Genomic DNA, 14658 nt, shown 5'->3' with positions numbered 1-14658 from the left:
TTATAACTGTCATTAGCGATTGGTCATCTATTAAATCATAACGTCTTGCTTTAAGTTTCAGGCGTGCAACCCTCACGGTAAGGGTCTTAAATCACTTTCGTGAAGTTAGACATACTCAAAACGGGATGGGCTACAAAAAATGAGAATTCTAGAAAAAATTTCTCACAAATCTAATTTAACAGCAAGAAAATATCTGACTAATTTATTGGTGCATGAGGTCAAACTTGAGGAGCATTATAAGAATTCTCAAAGAGTAAATTTATCATGTTCTAGTCAAAATATTTATATACCAGAAACTCAACGAATGAATTTTTTCCGCGAGATTAAGCATTTGCAAGCAGCAAATTATTCTCTTCCAGATATATACACGACTACTTTACATGACGTAATTTACTGTACAAAATTTGATATTTTGCTGACAAAAACGCGCAAAGTTATCTCGGATTCCATAAACACCACTATCGAGCAGAATAAATACGATATTGCAGAAAATACTTATTTCAATAAAACAGAAAAAATTGCGGGTATTTGTGCTATTTTTCGTTCGTTTGCCAATGGTTATTATCACCAGCTAATCGATAACATTCCGCGAATTTTCTTGCTCGATCGACCGCAATATAAAGACATAGAAGAAATTAAATTGCTGGCTTCAACAAAAATTTCTAGATCGGAAGAGTTTTTGCTCTCAAAAATACTACCCAACAATGTAAAACTTACCAAGGTAAGTCCAGATAAAAATTATGCGATCGAAAATCTAATCTTTCCTTCTTTTTTAACTCGTCGTCATGCGGGATACTTACCCTCTGATTATTTAAGATTTTTCACAGAGAAAATAACGCCGCAACGACCGCGAAAGAAAATCAATCGTATTTTCATCTCTAGAAGAGATTCAAAAAAGGGACGACATATTTTGAATGAAGATGAACTATTTGATATGTTGAGTAAGTACGGATTCAAGAAATACCTACTTGAACAGATATCAATTGAAGATCAAATCGATCTTTTTAGTGATAGCGAATACGTTATAGGTTCGCATGGTGCTGGACTTGCTAATATTATTTTTGCCGAAGGAGTTAATGTCTTAGAAATATTTCCTACACAGGAGATTTTGCCGCATTTTTACTTCTTAGCAAAATCTCTGAATCAGAATTATGAATACTGGTGCGGTCAGGCAACATCCAAAAACAGCAATTTTGTGGTTAATGTATCAGAGATTGCAAGAATGATAGCTAGTCAAGAAATGTGTCCAACCTAATCTTGTAACCGATAGACATTAGAAACGAAGCTATTTATTTTTAGCTCTAAATTGTTGTAGTCGCAAGTTTTAAGAGGAGTCAAGCAATGAAATCGCTTTTATCTAAAATTAAGCCAACCGATATCTTTTCAGAACCATTTCCTCATATTGTCATTAAAGATGCTTTGGATGAAGAAGTCTACTCAAAGCTGAAATCAGAATGGGCTGATATTGAAATTTTAAGGCAAGGAGAAGACAACAAAGGAACAGATTTGTCCAGCAATAAAAGATTGCATTATTTAGCACAAGAAAGTTTAAATGACGAGCGAATTACTCCTTTCTGGAAAGAGTTTATTGCTTTACATACATCCGATACATTCTTTCAAGAGTTTCTGACGATCTTTAAAGACTATATTGTCCAAATGTATCCTGACTTTGAGCAAAAATATGGCTCGTTTGCAACGCTAAAGTCTGGATTGCGAAAAGTTGACACGTTTGAAAGTGTAGATGTGTTACTCGACGCACTGATTTGTATAAATACACCCGTTATTACTAAACCAAATGCAGTCAGAGGCGCGCACATAGATTTACCAGATAAACTATTCGCCGGACTATTCTATCTGCGCGATCCGCAAGATACATCGACAGGAGGCAATCTGGAAATTTATAAATTTAAGAACGGCAAGCCTTACGGATTTAGAAGCAGTGCAATTGAAGATTCTTATATCAAGCATGTAAAAACAATTGAGTACGATCGCAACGTTCTTATATTATTCCTGAACTCAGTTTATTCGTTACATGGTGTCAGCGTGCGATCGCTAACAGAGTCGCCTCGATATTTTGTGAATTTAGTTGGCGAAGTCAAACAGCCTTTATTCAATCCTAAGCAATATCAAGAATTACCTTCGTTCAAAACGAAATACATCAGAAAACTAGAAAACGCCATCAAAAAAGTAGCTCTGGCAGCCAAGTAAGCGACTCATATAAAGAGGTTTTATTCAGCACATGATCTATAGCGAAACCGAAAAGCTCGCCCCTGACATCACAAATACTATTACCACGCCTGCGACAAATACTATTTTAGTCATTTGTCCTCTCCCATACCCTCCAACCAATGGTACTAGAGTTCATATTTGGGGATTAATTCTGTTCTTCAAACAAACTGGCTGGCGAGTCGTTGTTGCTGCATACAATTGGCCCGGACAGAGAATTTTTAAAGCCGATGGTGAACCTGGAATTGACCTACCAATAGATATAGAATTTCACCTATTTGAACGCAGTTTTCGTTATTCTGTAGCGAAAGATCCGCATACAGCACAAAATCTGCACAAGCTACAAACGCTGATTGACGATTGCAAACCCCAGGTTGTTTGGTGTAATTATTCCGATCTCGTACCGCTAGTCTCTCAACTCGACTTAAAAGGAGCGCATCTCTGGTTTCGACCGCACGATTTTGAACTAGCGCACAACATAGAAACAGCGATCGCCTCTCGACCTTGGAAAACTGGGTGGCACCAAAACACTTTTAAACAAACCGTTAAGTGGAGCAAAAAACTCTTACAACAAACAACCCAATCCTTTGCTTCCGAGCGCCAAATGCATCGAATTTCCGACCGGATCTTTTTCAATGCTTACAGCGACATGCAGTTTATGTCGCGCCTCTACGGTGGGACTGTGCGTAAAGATTGGGTCGTCCCTTTTTTAGAACGAGAACGCATTCCGGTAAAAGATAACAAGTCACCGCTCGATGTTGTATACATTAGCAGCAATTACGTCAGTCCAACCCATCTATCGGGAGTGAGACAGCTGCTACAACGAGTCATTCCGGCAGTCGAGCAAGCCATGCCCGGTCAATTTCGCTTTCACTTTGTCGGCAAGGGTTGTGCCGAGCATTTAAGCCAGTATGCCTCAAACGCGATCGTCATTCACGATTTTGTTGACGATTTGTCAGCTTTCATGCGCGACAACATTGATATTGCTTGTTTGCCAGTGGAAATTGGTTGGGGATGCAAAATCAAAGTTTTAGAAGCAATGGCTTCTGGCTTGCCTGTGATTGGTTTACCTCAGACTTTTCGCGGCGTACCACCAACACCAGGAGCTTACTATGCCTGCCACAGTACGCAGGAATTTGTCTCAGCCTTTAGAGCTTTACAAGATACAAACACACGCCGACAAGCAGCGAATGTAGGATTAACCACCTATACAGCATGGCGAAATGAAGGGCGGCAAATTCTGAGCGAAGCATTAAATCAGTTAACAGGGAGCAGGGAGCAGGGAGCAGGGAGCAGGGAGTAGGGAAAGACAAGGGGGACAAGGGAGAGCGCTCTGGAAAATTCTCCCTTGTGTCCTCCCACACCCCACACTTCCCACACTTCCCACACCCTATTTACTACTTTCCACTGGTTCCACTAGCCACCAGCCACTAGCCACTCATCCGATCGAGGTATTGAAAATATGCAATGCATAGAGCCAGAGCCTAAAACTTATGTTTTACAAGTTGTCGAACTGCTCAAACAAGAAGCAGATGCAATTATCAAAACAGCAAATCAATTACAGCCAGAAGGTATAGAACGAGCAGTTGAGCTGTTGGCTGATTGTCACGGTAAGGTTGTCTTGGTGGGTGTTGGCAAGTCAGGAATTATCGCCCAGAAAATTGCTGCAACTCTAACCAGTACGGGGACATCAGCGGTTTTTCTGCACCCATCTGATGCCTTGCATGGTGATATTGGAATTGTGGCTGGAGGTGACGTTGCTGTGATCTTGAGTAACAGTGGCGAAACCGATGAATTGGTTGCCATGTTGCCCTATCTTAAATGTCGGCAGATCCCAATTATTGCGATCGTCGGCAGACTGCGTTCCACGCTTGCTTACAATGCTGATGTAAGTCTCAATGCAGCAGTCGATCGCGAGGCTTGTCCGTTTAATTTAGTCCCCACAAGTAGTACAACTGTCGCCTTGGCAATTGGAGACGCGCTGGCGATCGCCCTGATGCACGTTAAAGGTTTAACCCCAGAAGCGTTTGCATTTAACCATCCTGCGGGACGATTGGGCAAACGCTTGACTCTCAGGGTAAGAGATTTAATGCACGCTGGCGCGCACAATCCCGTTGTTTCACCTGAAGCCGCTTGGATTGAAGTCTTGAGTGCAATTAGCGAAGGTGGGTTGGGTGCTGTCAATGTCGTAGACGATCTGGGTTGTTTAGTCGGAATTATTACAGATGGCGATTTGCGACGATTGCTACAAAAAGTCAAACATCAAGAGTTGGAAACGCTGACAGCAGGAACGATCGCCACAGCAAATCCAATTGCGATCTCCCCCGATATACTTGCCTACCATGCCTTGGAATTAATGGAAAATCGCCCTTCCCAAATTTCTATCCTGCCCGTAGTTGAGGAACAACGTTGCATCGGTTTAATTCGGGTACACGATATAGTTCGCAGCGGCATTTGATTGGGAGTGGTAGTTGGTAATTGGTAATTGGTAGTTGTGTTGTCCCTCTTGTCTCAATTGTGAATTGCGAATTGAATTGTCTCCTCTGTTCCCCAATATTGATAACTGAAAATGATGAATATTTTGGCTGTAATTCCAGCGCGCTACAACTCGCAACGCTTTCCTGGCAAACCACTCGTCAGAATTGACGATCGCCCAATGGTGCAATGGGTTTATGAAGCGGCTAAACGTTGTCCGGCTTTCAGTCAAGTTGTGGTGGCGACAGATAGCACGGCGATCGCTGACTGCGTGCGTCGGTTTGGTGGGGTGGTAGAAATGACCCGCAGCGACCATCAAACAGGTACGGATCGAGTCGCAGAAGTCGCAGAACGATATCCTGAAATGACGGCGATCGCCAACGTTCAAGGCGATCAACCCTTCGTCACCGCAGATATGCTGACGCAGCTTGTGACTCCCTACTTACAAGGAGAGTCACCCGATATGACGACCCTAGCCTGTCCGCTGCATGAAGAGAGCTACAACGACCCCAACGCCGTAAAAGTCTTGTGCGATCGCCGCGATCGGGCGCTTTATTTCTCCCGCTCCCCCATCCCTTACTATCGCAATGCGGGTTCTGCACCAGTATTTCACCACCTCGGACTCTACGCTTTTAGCCGCAATTTTCTTGCCAAATACGCTCAGTTGACCCCGACACCATTAGAACACTGCGAAGGATTAGAACAGTTGCGCGTACTCGAACACGGCTACGCGATCGTCGTTTGTCAAACTCAAAAAGCCGTGTTGGAAATCAACACGCCGAGCGATCTGCTACAGGCGCAAGCCTTAATTGCTCAAACTGTCGTTAAGCAGTAAATCCAATATATCTCGGTTAGTAACGCAGATCTTGGAGATCCCCCAACCCCCGCCAAATCGGGGGCTTTTTGTTCCCCCCTTTTTAAGGGGGGTTAGGGGGGATCTTGCCTTAACCAAAAAGTATTTGGCAATAAATCACGCACTACGCACCACTACTATTAATAGGAAAATAACAATGCGCGTTATCGTTTGGGGTTTAGGTTACGTCGGTACAGTTGTTGCTGCTTGCTTGGCGCAAGCCGGACATGATGTTATAGGTGTAGAACTCAACCCAGAAAAGGTAAAAGTTTTTAATAGCGGGCGCAGTCCGTTGAAAGAACCCGATTTAGATGAGTTAATTCAGCAAGGAATCGCTCAAGGACGGTTACGGGCTGTAACGGATGGCGAACAATACGTTGCTGAGGCTGATGCTTCTCTCATCTGCGTTGGTACGCCTAGCATGGCGGATGGTAGTCCAATGCTCAACTATATAAAAGGAGTTGCCCAACAGATCGGTAGCGGGTTGAAGCATTCACAACGCTATCACGTTGTCGTTCTCCGCAGTACGGTTTTTCCTGGCGTAACCCGCGATTTTCTCCTACCATTGCTAGAACAGCATTCGCTGCGTTCTGCTGGCGAGGACTTTGGTTTGGTAGTCAATCCAGAATTTCTGCGCGAGACGGAAGCAGTCACAGATTTTCACGCGCCTCCTTATACCGTAATTGGGGAATTAGACAAACGCTCGGGTGATGCGATCGCTCAACTCTATAGCAATATCCAGGCTCCTTTACATCGCGTGGCATTGGAGGAAGCGGAATTGTTGAAGGTAGTTAACAATACATTTCACGCCCTCAAGATCGGGTTTAGTAATGAAATTGGTCGGATTTGCGATCGCCTGGGAATAGATAGTCACGTCCTGATGCAGCTCGTTTGTGCCGATACTAAGCTCAATATCTCCCCTGCCTATCTCAAGCCTGGATTTGCTTTTGGTGGCTCTTGTTTACCAAAAGACTTGCGCTCTCTCATTTTCAACGCTCGGCAGTTGGGGGTTGAAATCCCGATTCTAGATTCAGTACTGCCCAGCAACACGTTGCAAGTTGAAGCAGCGCGGATCAAAATTCACGAAACTGGTGCTAAGCACGTCGGTATCTTGGGTTTGAGTTTTAAAGCAGGTACGGACGATCTGCGCGAAAGTCCCGTTATCAGCCTCATCCGTCAGTTGTGGCAGGATGGCTTAGAAATATCGGTCTACGATCCAGACGTAAATCTAGAGGTGCTATTGGGCAGCAACTTAGAATACCTGCAACGCCAGCTACCGCAAATCGATCGGATTTTGCGCACGGATATCGATAGCGTATTAAATGAATGCCAAACTCTAGTCATTACTCAAAAACGACCGGAATTCACCAACATACAAGGACTCAAGAGTCACGTTGCCGTTCTCGACTTGGTGCGGTTGAGCAACGAGTCTGCCGTTACAGGCTTGGCTAACTATGAAGGGATTTCTTGGCAGAAGAAACAGCCTGCTAAGAAAATCTTGCCATTTGCGGGCAGCGATCGCGCTAACAACAAAGACGTTGCGCCCGTTGCTAGGTAGTAGGTTTTTGAAACAATCGTAGGGGCGCACAGCTGTGCGCCCCTACAAAAATGTGCACCCCTACTCAAATGTGCGCCCCTACAGAATCGTATATCTCATCCATCAGTAACCACAATGATTCAAACCCAAATTTCCAAAACTCTCTCTATTGGTGATGGCTGTCCCCTCACCTTAATTGGTGGTCCCTGCGTGATTGAATCGGGGGACTTTACGCTGAAAATGGCAGAGGAAATTGCTAAAGTGTGCGATCGCTTGGGTGTTTCTTTTATCTTCAAGTCTTCCTTTGATAAAGCCAATCGCACCTCAATTAATTCTTTTCGCGGACAACCGATAGAATCGGGACTCAAAATTCTCCAACGGGTAAAAGAGGAAGTCGGAGTCCCAGTCCTCACCGATATTCACGAAAGCCATCAAGCGGCGACTGTAGCAGAAGTGGTTGATGTTTTACAAATTCCTGCTTTCTTGTGTCGGCAAACCGATCTACTTTTGGCAGCAGCAGCAACAGGCAAAGTTGTCAATGTCAAAAAGGGTCAGTTTCTCGCGCCTTGGGATATGAGGCAAGTCGTGCGCAAGTTAGAAGCAGCTGGAACTAAGCGGATTCTTTTAACCGAGCGCGGTACGAGTTTCGGCTACAACACTTTGGTAGTAGATTTTCGTTCTCTACCACAAATGCGATCGTTGGGTTATCCCGTAGTCTTTGATGCCACGCACAGCGTTCAAATGCCGGGGGGTCAAGGTGATAAATCTGGCGGACAGCGCCAATTCGTACCTTACCTGGCAAGAGCTGCTGCTGCGATTGGAATTGATGCCTTATTTATGGAAATTCACGAAGACCCAGACAATGCACCAAGTGATGGTCCAAATATGATTCCTCTGGCTCAATTGGAAACCGTGTTGAGACAAATTATCAACGTCCGTAACTGTTTAGAAGTAACTCCCGCTCTTGTTTAACATGACAACCATTTTTGAATTTGAACCCGAATTGCGATCGCATAGCAGCTTTCAAGGAGATTCGCACAATATTTCTGAGAGAGATGCACGCTTGTCGCAAGTCAAATTACTAGTTCTTGATGTTGATGGTGTCCTCACGGATGGAGGTCTTTACTACTCCGAAAGCGGTGAGGTTCAACAGCGATTTAACATTAAGGATGGTCAAGGATTAAAGCGATTGATGTACTCTGGCGTAGAAGTTGCCATTATTACAGCTAAGTCCTTTTCATCCACTCTTCATCGCGCCAAAGATTTAGGAATTGATCGCGCTTATCTGGGGATTAAAGATAAATTACCGACTCTAATTCATCTGTGTCAAAACTTAGACATATCTTTGTCTCAAGTGGCATATGTTGGTGATGACATTAACGATCTAGAAGTCATGCACGTTGTTGGCTGTCCTTTAACGGTAGCTGATGCCATGCGTGCCAATCAAGACTGCGCTCTTTACATCACTAAATTACCAGGAGGACAAGGTGCAGTTCGTGAGATCTGCGATCTTATTGTTGCCCTCCAAACGGTGAAATAAATTCACTCGCATAGAAATCAAGTATGTCAACATCAAAAACAATTAAGCGGCTTGTCGTATGTTTTGGTAGCATTCAACTCGTCACGGTTTTGTCAGTCATGAATTATCGAGAAAAGACGCGACAAGACCAGAATTTGCAGTACGAAAACTACCTGCTAATTACTCCTCTATTTGCTCCCCAAGGACAAAGTGAGGAATTTGCTGCTTTGATTGAACAAATGGCTCGGTCGATTTGCACTTGGGAAAAAGTTGCTTATATGCCCTTGGAGCAAAAACAAGCAATTTCCCAAAAAGTGAAGCAGTCTGGTTTATCTAAAGTGACTGACTTGGTTCATGCATTAACCGGGAGTCAGCATTTTGATGAGATTTTTCTAGCGCATGAATACGATTTTGAAGACCAGTTGGTGATGAATCTCTATCAAGATGCCGAAAAGATTTGCTACGGTAACGGCATTGGAGTTTACACGGCACAATCGGCTTTCCCTAAAGCTAATTTATTGAGAGATTCGCGTAATTATCTAGACTTTATCTATAAGTCGTCAAAGGACAAACTCAGAGAATTTCTCCCTCGCAAGCGATCGCTGAGCGAACAAAAGCTAGACATTGGTTATTTCTCGCTGCCATTTGCTTTTGGACAAGAACCGGCAATTCCAACGATTATTCTTGACAGGGATGTTTACCGAGAAACTTTTCAAAAGTTAAGCGCCAAGCTATCTGAGTTTATCGATATTAGTTATATCGAAAACCTACGCGATCGCATCCAAACTGCTCCCACGTCAATTTTACTCACGAGTAATTTCTCTGAGTCGGGTAGAATATCACCAGAAAATGAAATTGCTGCCTATCGAGAGTTTTTGGTCACTAGAGGAATTCGTCCCGATGAAGTTCTCTTAATTAAACCACACCCTAGAAATTCCAGAGAGAAGTTACTGCAATTAAAGTCTAATCTTAGCGCTCTTTATGCAGATGTAATTCTGCTAGCTGAAGACTTTTTGTTTTATCTTCCATTTGAATTAATTTTCATGGAAGTTTTCTTAAACACAGACTTGAAAAATCTGCAAAATCCTAGAGTTTTTACGTTTAGTTCTGCTTGTTTAACGCTGGAATTTGTTTTAGATACCCGTTGTACTCTGGGCTTTGGTAGCGACATAGTACAACAATTCTTTTATCCCGACCATGTAGAAAGTAGAAGCCAACACGAAGCCGATCTCCTATCTACAATTCAGGAAATTAGAAACTTAAATTCCGTTCTCGTCTAATCGCATTTGAACCTACGATTACAAATCAGGGAGAGGAATTATGTCAAATCACCTCAGCATTTCTACTAATCCATTGAAAAAGTGGAGTCAATTCACTTTGCATAATTTAGAGGTTAGAGAATGTTTAATAATCATCGCGATCGACATCAACAGTGGATAGATTTTGTATTTCTTAGATCGATAACGAAGTTACTTCTAGTCTTGGTAACAATTTGGTTGATGCCTTTGAGTAGTAAAGTCAAAAGTGACACTCTCGTTTTTCTCAGTGATTTTGAATCGGGTTACTCTGAATGGGGAACAGAACTTTGCTGTAACTATTCAGCTGAGATTGTCAACTCTCCTATCCGCGCAGGAAACCAAGCTATTAAGTTTACTCTGAAAAAAGAGGATGCTCGCCTATATGGTGTGAAGCGTGCCGAATTGAAACTTGGAGAAGTTCCGCCAGATTCAGAAATATGGTATGGATTTAGTGTTTTCTTACCTTCTGATTACCAACAAGATCCATCTAGTGAAATTATCGCTCAATGGCACGATTTACCAGATAAGAACTTAGGAGAAAAATGGAAATCTCCAGCTCTTTCTCTCAGTACAAAAGATGGTAAATTCATTTTAAACAGAAAATGGGACTCAAAACGAGTTACAGTAGTTCCAGAAGGTAAAGAGGTAGTAGATTTAGGTCTTTACCAAACCGGAAAGTGGACAGACTTCGTGTTTCGTGTTAAGTGGTCTAGTGGTTCAAATGGTCGATTGGAGGTTTGGCAAGATGGCAAATTAGTTGTGAGCAGAAATGGACCGAATAACTATAATGATGCGAGGGGACCATATCTCAAAATTGGAATATATAAGGGTGATTGGAAAAACTACCCAGATAAATCGACCATTAGCGAAAGAGAACTTTATTTTGATGAAGTTAGGGTTGGAGATGCTAACGCTAGATACGAAGATATTGCTCCGCGTGATTGAATAGAAGATGGCTCAGTAGCCAATAAACACTATGATTGAGATGGCTCACTTTCACGGGCTGCATCTACTAATTCGATGAATTGATATTATTCAAACTAATATTGTTTGACTTGACAAAGTTGAAAATATATATTCAGTAAAATTTAAGCGTTAAATTTGAAGTATTAAAAATAATTGATGCCTACCCAAAAACATAGTAAACAAGGGTAACATGGCATTGCCCACCCTACTAATGATGAATTATATAAAAGCTGAGTTAACAAGCAATTTCCGATTCCCGACTTCCGTACGGGCGGGTTTATCCGCACAATTCTGGGTTGTTTCAGGGATATCCTGTAGAAACCCGCCCCTACGACTTCCCAAATTCAATCTTTTTCACTACAAATTCCAGAAAACTAAAATTCCTCATGACTTAATTTATCGGCGGGATATCTCATTTACTCGGGGTAGACAGCGCCCGCTAAAAATGAACATTCTCCACCCTAAAATCTTACCTGAAATGCCCATGCCTGCTCTAATATGGATACATGGTGGAGCGTGGATGGAAGGAAGTAAAGAGCAAGGAATCGAACTGTTACTGCCCTTTGCTCGCCAAGGATATTTGTGCGCTAGCATTGAATATCGCTTGAGTCATGAAGCAATTTTTCCAGCCCAAATTGAAGATTGTAAATGTGCAGTGCGTTTTTTGCGCGCTCATGCGAAAGAATTGCATCTAAATTGCGATCGCATTGGAGTCTGGGGTAGGTCGGCGGGCGGTCATTTAGCAGCGCTTTTGGGGACAACTGCTGGTGTTAAGGAATTGGAAGGTGAGGGGGGCTGGGAGAATTTTTCTAGTCGCGTCCAAGCTGTGTGCGACTGGTTTGGTCCTACAGATTTCAGCCGCATAAATGACTTTCCTCGACAGATATCCCATAGCGCAGCTGATGCTCCCGAAGCATTGCTGATTGGCGGAATTGTTGAAGAAAATCAGGAAAAAGCAATGCAGGCAAACCCGATCGCTTATGTCAATGAAGATGCTCCCCCTTTCGCGATTTTCCATGCAGATGATGACTTTATAGTGCCGCTCAATCAAAGTCAATTATTGTTTGAGGCGCTACAGCAGGCGGGAGTGGAGGTGTCATTAGAAATTGTGAAAGGCGGCGGACACGGGAAAAAATTTGATTCTCCCTTGCTACTGGCGCAGTTAGAAAACTTTTTTCATCGACATCTTTACTAATTCTTCACTAAGTTCGAGCGTCAAAAACAATACAGTGTTTAGAGTGACGATTTGTTTGCGTATATTCAGTTACATAATTTTTGCTGAAAGGGCGTAATAATGTTGTTGATTTTACTGCTAGTGGGATTTTTACTGATAATTACGATCTTTGCGATCGCTCTCGTGTGGGACTACACTCGCGGTATATTTTCCTTTCACAATACTACGAGTGCTACCGCGATCGATTCATCTGCGAACGATCCCGAACCATACCCAGAACAATATGTATTGTCACAACGGATCGAGCATCCAACCGCATGAACGATCTTTACTGGTGAGTCTATTCATCCGAAAATTGTTTGACAATCGCAGTATTTTTCGTTATAAGTAACGTATACAACTTACTAGTTTACTTATCCCAGTGCATGGCATTGTGGGTTGTTAGAAACGACACCGAGAGTGCAGTTTAACAGTCCTAGTGAGTTAGAAGTATTGTTACTTTTTGGAAATGAGCTGCTCGGTCAGATAGTCAGATAATAGTCCCATCCTCAACACGAGTCAAACAATATTTATTATTTAGTTGTATGAAGGCGCGAAATATCGCGCCTTTTTTGCATATCTAAATTTCGCACAGGTTATGCAGTAAGCGGGGAACGGGTTGCCTGTTCCCTCGCGCCGCGCGGTCAGCGAATCAGCTTTTTACCAGCTTTTTAAACGGGCGAGTTGAACATTTGATTGCATTTGATTGTCGAAACAGCGCGATTGGGTAAATCAGTCGGAGCGCACTTGAATTTAATTGCGAATTGCGAATTGCTTTTGTCCTCTACAGAGAATTTCTACATGAACGTAGTTGATTTCCAAACAAACAAGTCACTGCCTTTAGTTAACGATCCGAATAAGACTGTCGTTGTCGGTGATAATAGCCTGACCATAGATGATGTCGTGAGCGTGGCACGGCATGGCGCAAAAGTGCGCTTGAGCGATCGCGAAGATGTTTTGCAAGGCGTTCAGGCATCGTGCGACTACATTGCTGAGGCTGTGGCATCGGGAGCGCCAATTTACGGCGTAACATCTGGTTTTGGTGGCATGGCGAATGTTGTAATTTCGCCTGAATCCGCTCAACTGTTGCAAAATAACTTGATTTGGTATCACAAAGCAGGCGCGGGACAAAAGTTGTCGAAACCAGACGTACGAGCGGCGATGCTCTTGCGGGCTAATTCCCATATGTATGGAGCGTCAGCGATTCGGCTCGAACTGATCCGGCGCGTAGAAACTTTCTTGAATGCCGATGTCACGCCACACGTTCATGAATTTGGCTCAATTGGGGCGAGTGGCGATCTCACGCCTTTGGCATACATTACAGGGGCAATTACCGGACTCGATACCTGTTATAAAGTTGACTTCAACGGGGAAGAGGTTGATGCTCCCACAGCTCTAAATCGACTGGGATTACAACCATTGCCACTCCTACCTAAAGAAGGGCTGGCGATGATGAACGGGACTTCGGTAATGACGGGGATTGCGGCAAATTGCGTTTACGACGCGAGAGTTCTCCTCGCACTCTCAATGGGAGCGCACGCCCTTGCGATTCAAGGTTTGTACGGGACGAATCAATCATTCCACCCGTTTATCCACGATCGCAAACCGCATCCTGGGCAAAAGTGGGCAGCTAGTCAAATGCTCGATCTTTTGGTGGGTTCGCTGTTAATCCGCGATGAGTTAAATGGCTCGCATGACTATCGCGGTGGAGATCCGATCCAAGATCGTTATTCCCTGCGTTGCTTGCCCCAGTATATGGGTCCCATCGTCGATGGTTTGGCAGAGATTACGACTCAAATCGAGCAAGAAATGAACTCGGTGACTGACAATCCCCTAATCGATGCCGAGCAACAAGCTAGCTACCACGGTGGCAACTTCCTCGGACAGTACGTAGGCATGGGAATGGATCGCCTGCGCTACCACATGGGGATGTTAGCCAAGCATCTCGATGTCCAAATTGCGCTTTTGGTCGCTCCCGAATTTAACCACGGGCTATCAGCGTCTTTAGTTGGTAACAGAGAGCGCAGCGTCAATATGGGCTTGAAGGCACTGCAAATTACTGGCAACTCGATCATGCCAATATTATCGTTCTATGGCAACTCGATCGCCGATCGCTACCCCACCCATGCCGAACAATTCAACCAAAATATCAACAGCCAAGGATTTGCTTCCGCCAATTTAGCACGGCGATCGATCGAGATCTTCCAGCAATATATGGCAGTGGCGCTGATGTTTGGAGTTCAAGCTGTCGATTTGCGGACGCACTTAATTGCAGACCATTACGACGCAAGCGAGTGCGTTTCACCTACAACCAGAGAGTTGTACCTAGCCGTGCGCGAGGTCGTTGGCGTACCACCTTCAGCAGATCGTCCCTACATCCGCAACGATAACGAGCAACCGCTAGACGATCATATTGCTCGCATTGCCGCTGATATTGCCTCTGGTGGTCGGATTGTGGCAGCAATGCAAAGTGTTTTGTCTAGTTTGAAAAAATAAATTGGTAGGGGCGCACAGCTGTGCGCCCCTACACGATCGTGAATCTCGTCTGATTGAAAACGGATATTAAACACT

The 14658-nt window shown here is 43.8% G+C and carries 13 protein-coding genes; all 13 read left to right on the top strand.

Features of this window, described 5'->3' with window-relative positions:
* Positions 1 to 139: 139 nt before the first annotated feature.
* The 13 genes from CHRO_RS03580 (at position 140) to CHRO_RS03520 (ending at position 14583) form a co-directional block, all read left to right on the top strand.
* A complete protein-coding gene (locus tag CHRO_RS03580) occupies positions 140 to 1255 on the top strand; it encodes a glycosyltransferase family 61 protein (protein ID WP_015152821.1) in 1116 nt (371 codons plus the stop codon).
* A gap of 86 nt (positions 1256 to 1341) precedes the next feature.
* The gene (locus CHRO_RS03575) at positions 1342 to 2208 is read left to right on the top strand and encodes a 2OG-Fe(II) oxygenase family protein (protein ID WP_015152820.1); all 867 of its coding nucleotides are present in this window, start codon (positions 1342 to 1344) and stop codon (positions 2206 to 2208) included.
* Positions 2209 to 2239: 31 nt separating this feature from the next.
* Positions 2240 to 3529, top strand: coding sequence for a glycosyltransferase family 4 protein (locus tag CHRO_RS03570; protein WP_015152819.1), 1290 nt, complete (start codon positions 2240 to 2242; stop codon positions 3527 to 3529).
* A 159-nt stretch (positions 3530 to 3688) separates the two neighbouring features.
* Complete coding sequence (locus tag CHRO_RS03565; protein WP_015152818.1) at positions 3689 to 4684, top strand: KpsF/GutQ family sugar-phosphate isomerase; 996 nt, start codon at positions 3689 to 3691, stop codon at positions 4682 to 4684.
* Positions 4685 to 4798: 114 nt separating this feature from the next.
* The gene (gene kdsB / locus CHRO_RS03560) at positions 4799 to 5536 is read left to right on the top strand and encodes a 3-deoxy-manno-octulosonate cytidylyltransferase (RefSeq protein ID WP_041462342.1); all 738 of its coding nucleotides are present in this window, start codon (positions 4799 to 4801) and stop codon (positions 5534 to 5536) included.
* Between the two features lie 175 nt (positions 5537 to 5711).
* The gene (locus CHRO_RS03555) at positions 5712 to 7112 is read left to right on the top strand and encodes a nucleotide sugar dehydrogenase (protein ID WP_015152816.1); all 1401 of its coding nucleotides are present in this window, start codon (positions 5712 to 5714) and stop codon (positions 7110 to 7112) included.
* Positions 7113 to 7226: 114 nt separating this feature from the next.
* Complete coding sequence (gene kdsA, locus CHRO_RS03550) at positions 7227 to 8063, top strand: 3-deoxy-8-phosphooctulonate synthase (protein ID WP_015152815.1); 837 nt, start codon at positions 7227 to 7229, stop codon at positions 8061 to 8063.
* A gap of 1 nt (position 8064) precedes the next feature.
* Positions 8065 to 8631: a KdsC family phosphatase gene (locus CHRO_RS03545; RefSeq protein WP_015152814.1), complete on the top strand. Its 567-nt coding sequence runs from the start codon at positions 8065 to 8067 to the stop codon at positions 8629 to 8631.
* A gap of 23 nt (positions 8632 to 8654) precedes the next feature.
* Complete coding sequence (locus CHRO_RS03540; protein WP_015152813.1) at positions 8655 to 9890, top strand: polysialyltransferase family glycosyltransferase; 1236 nt, start codon at positions 8655 to 8657, stop codon at positions 9888 to 9890.
* Positions 9891 to 10010: 120 nt separating this feature from the next.
* Entirely contained in the window at positions 10011 to 10853 is an 843-nt protein-coding gene (locus CHRO_RS03535; RefSeq protein WP_015152812.1) for a polysaccharide lyase family 20 protein, read from the top strand.
* A gap of 466 nt (positions 10854 to 11319) precedes the next feature.
* Complete coding sequence (locus CHRO_RS03530; protein WP_219336073.1) at positions 11320 to 12069, top strand: alpha/beta hydrolase; 750 nt, start codon at positions 11320 to 11322, stop codon at positions 12067 to 12069.
* 99 nt (positions 12070 to 12168) lie between these two features.
* The gene (locus CHRO_RS03525) at positions 12169 to 12369 is read left to right on the top strand and encodes a hypothetical protein (protein ID WP_015152810.1); all 201 of its coding nucleotides are present in this window, start codon (positions 12169 to 12171) and stop codon (positions 12367 to 12369) included.
* Between the two features lie 519 nt (positions 12370 to 12888).
* Positions 12889 to 14583, top strand: a complete 1695-nt coding sequence (locus CHRO_RS03520) for an HAL/PAL/TAL family ammonia-lyase (RefSeq protein WP_015152809.1) — start codon at positions 12889 to 12891, stop codon at positions 14581 to 14583.
* Positions 14584 to 14658 lie beyond the last annotated feature (75 nt).

Origin of the sequence: Chroococcidiopsis thermalis PCC 7203 (assembly GCF_000317125.1) — a bacterium.
Taxonomy (GTDB): domain Bacteria; phylum Cyanobacteriota; class Cyanobacteriia; order Cyanobacteriales; family Chroococcidiopsidaceae; genus Chroococcidiopsis; species Chroococcidiopsis thermalis.
This window is presented reverse-complemented; position numbering and strand designations above follow the sequence as displayed.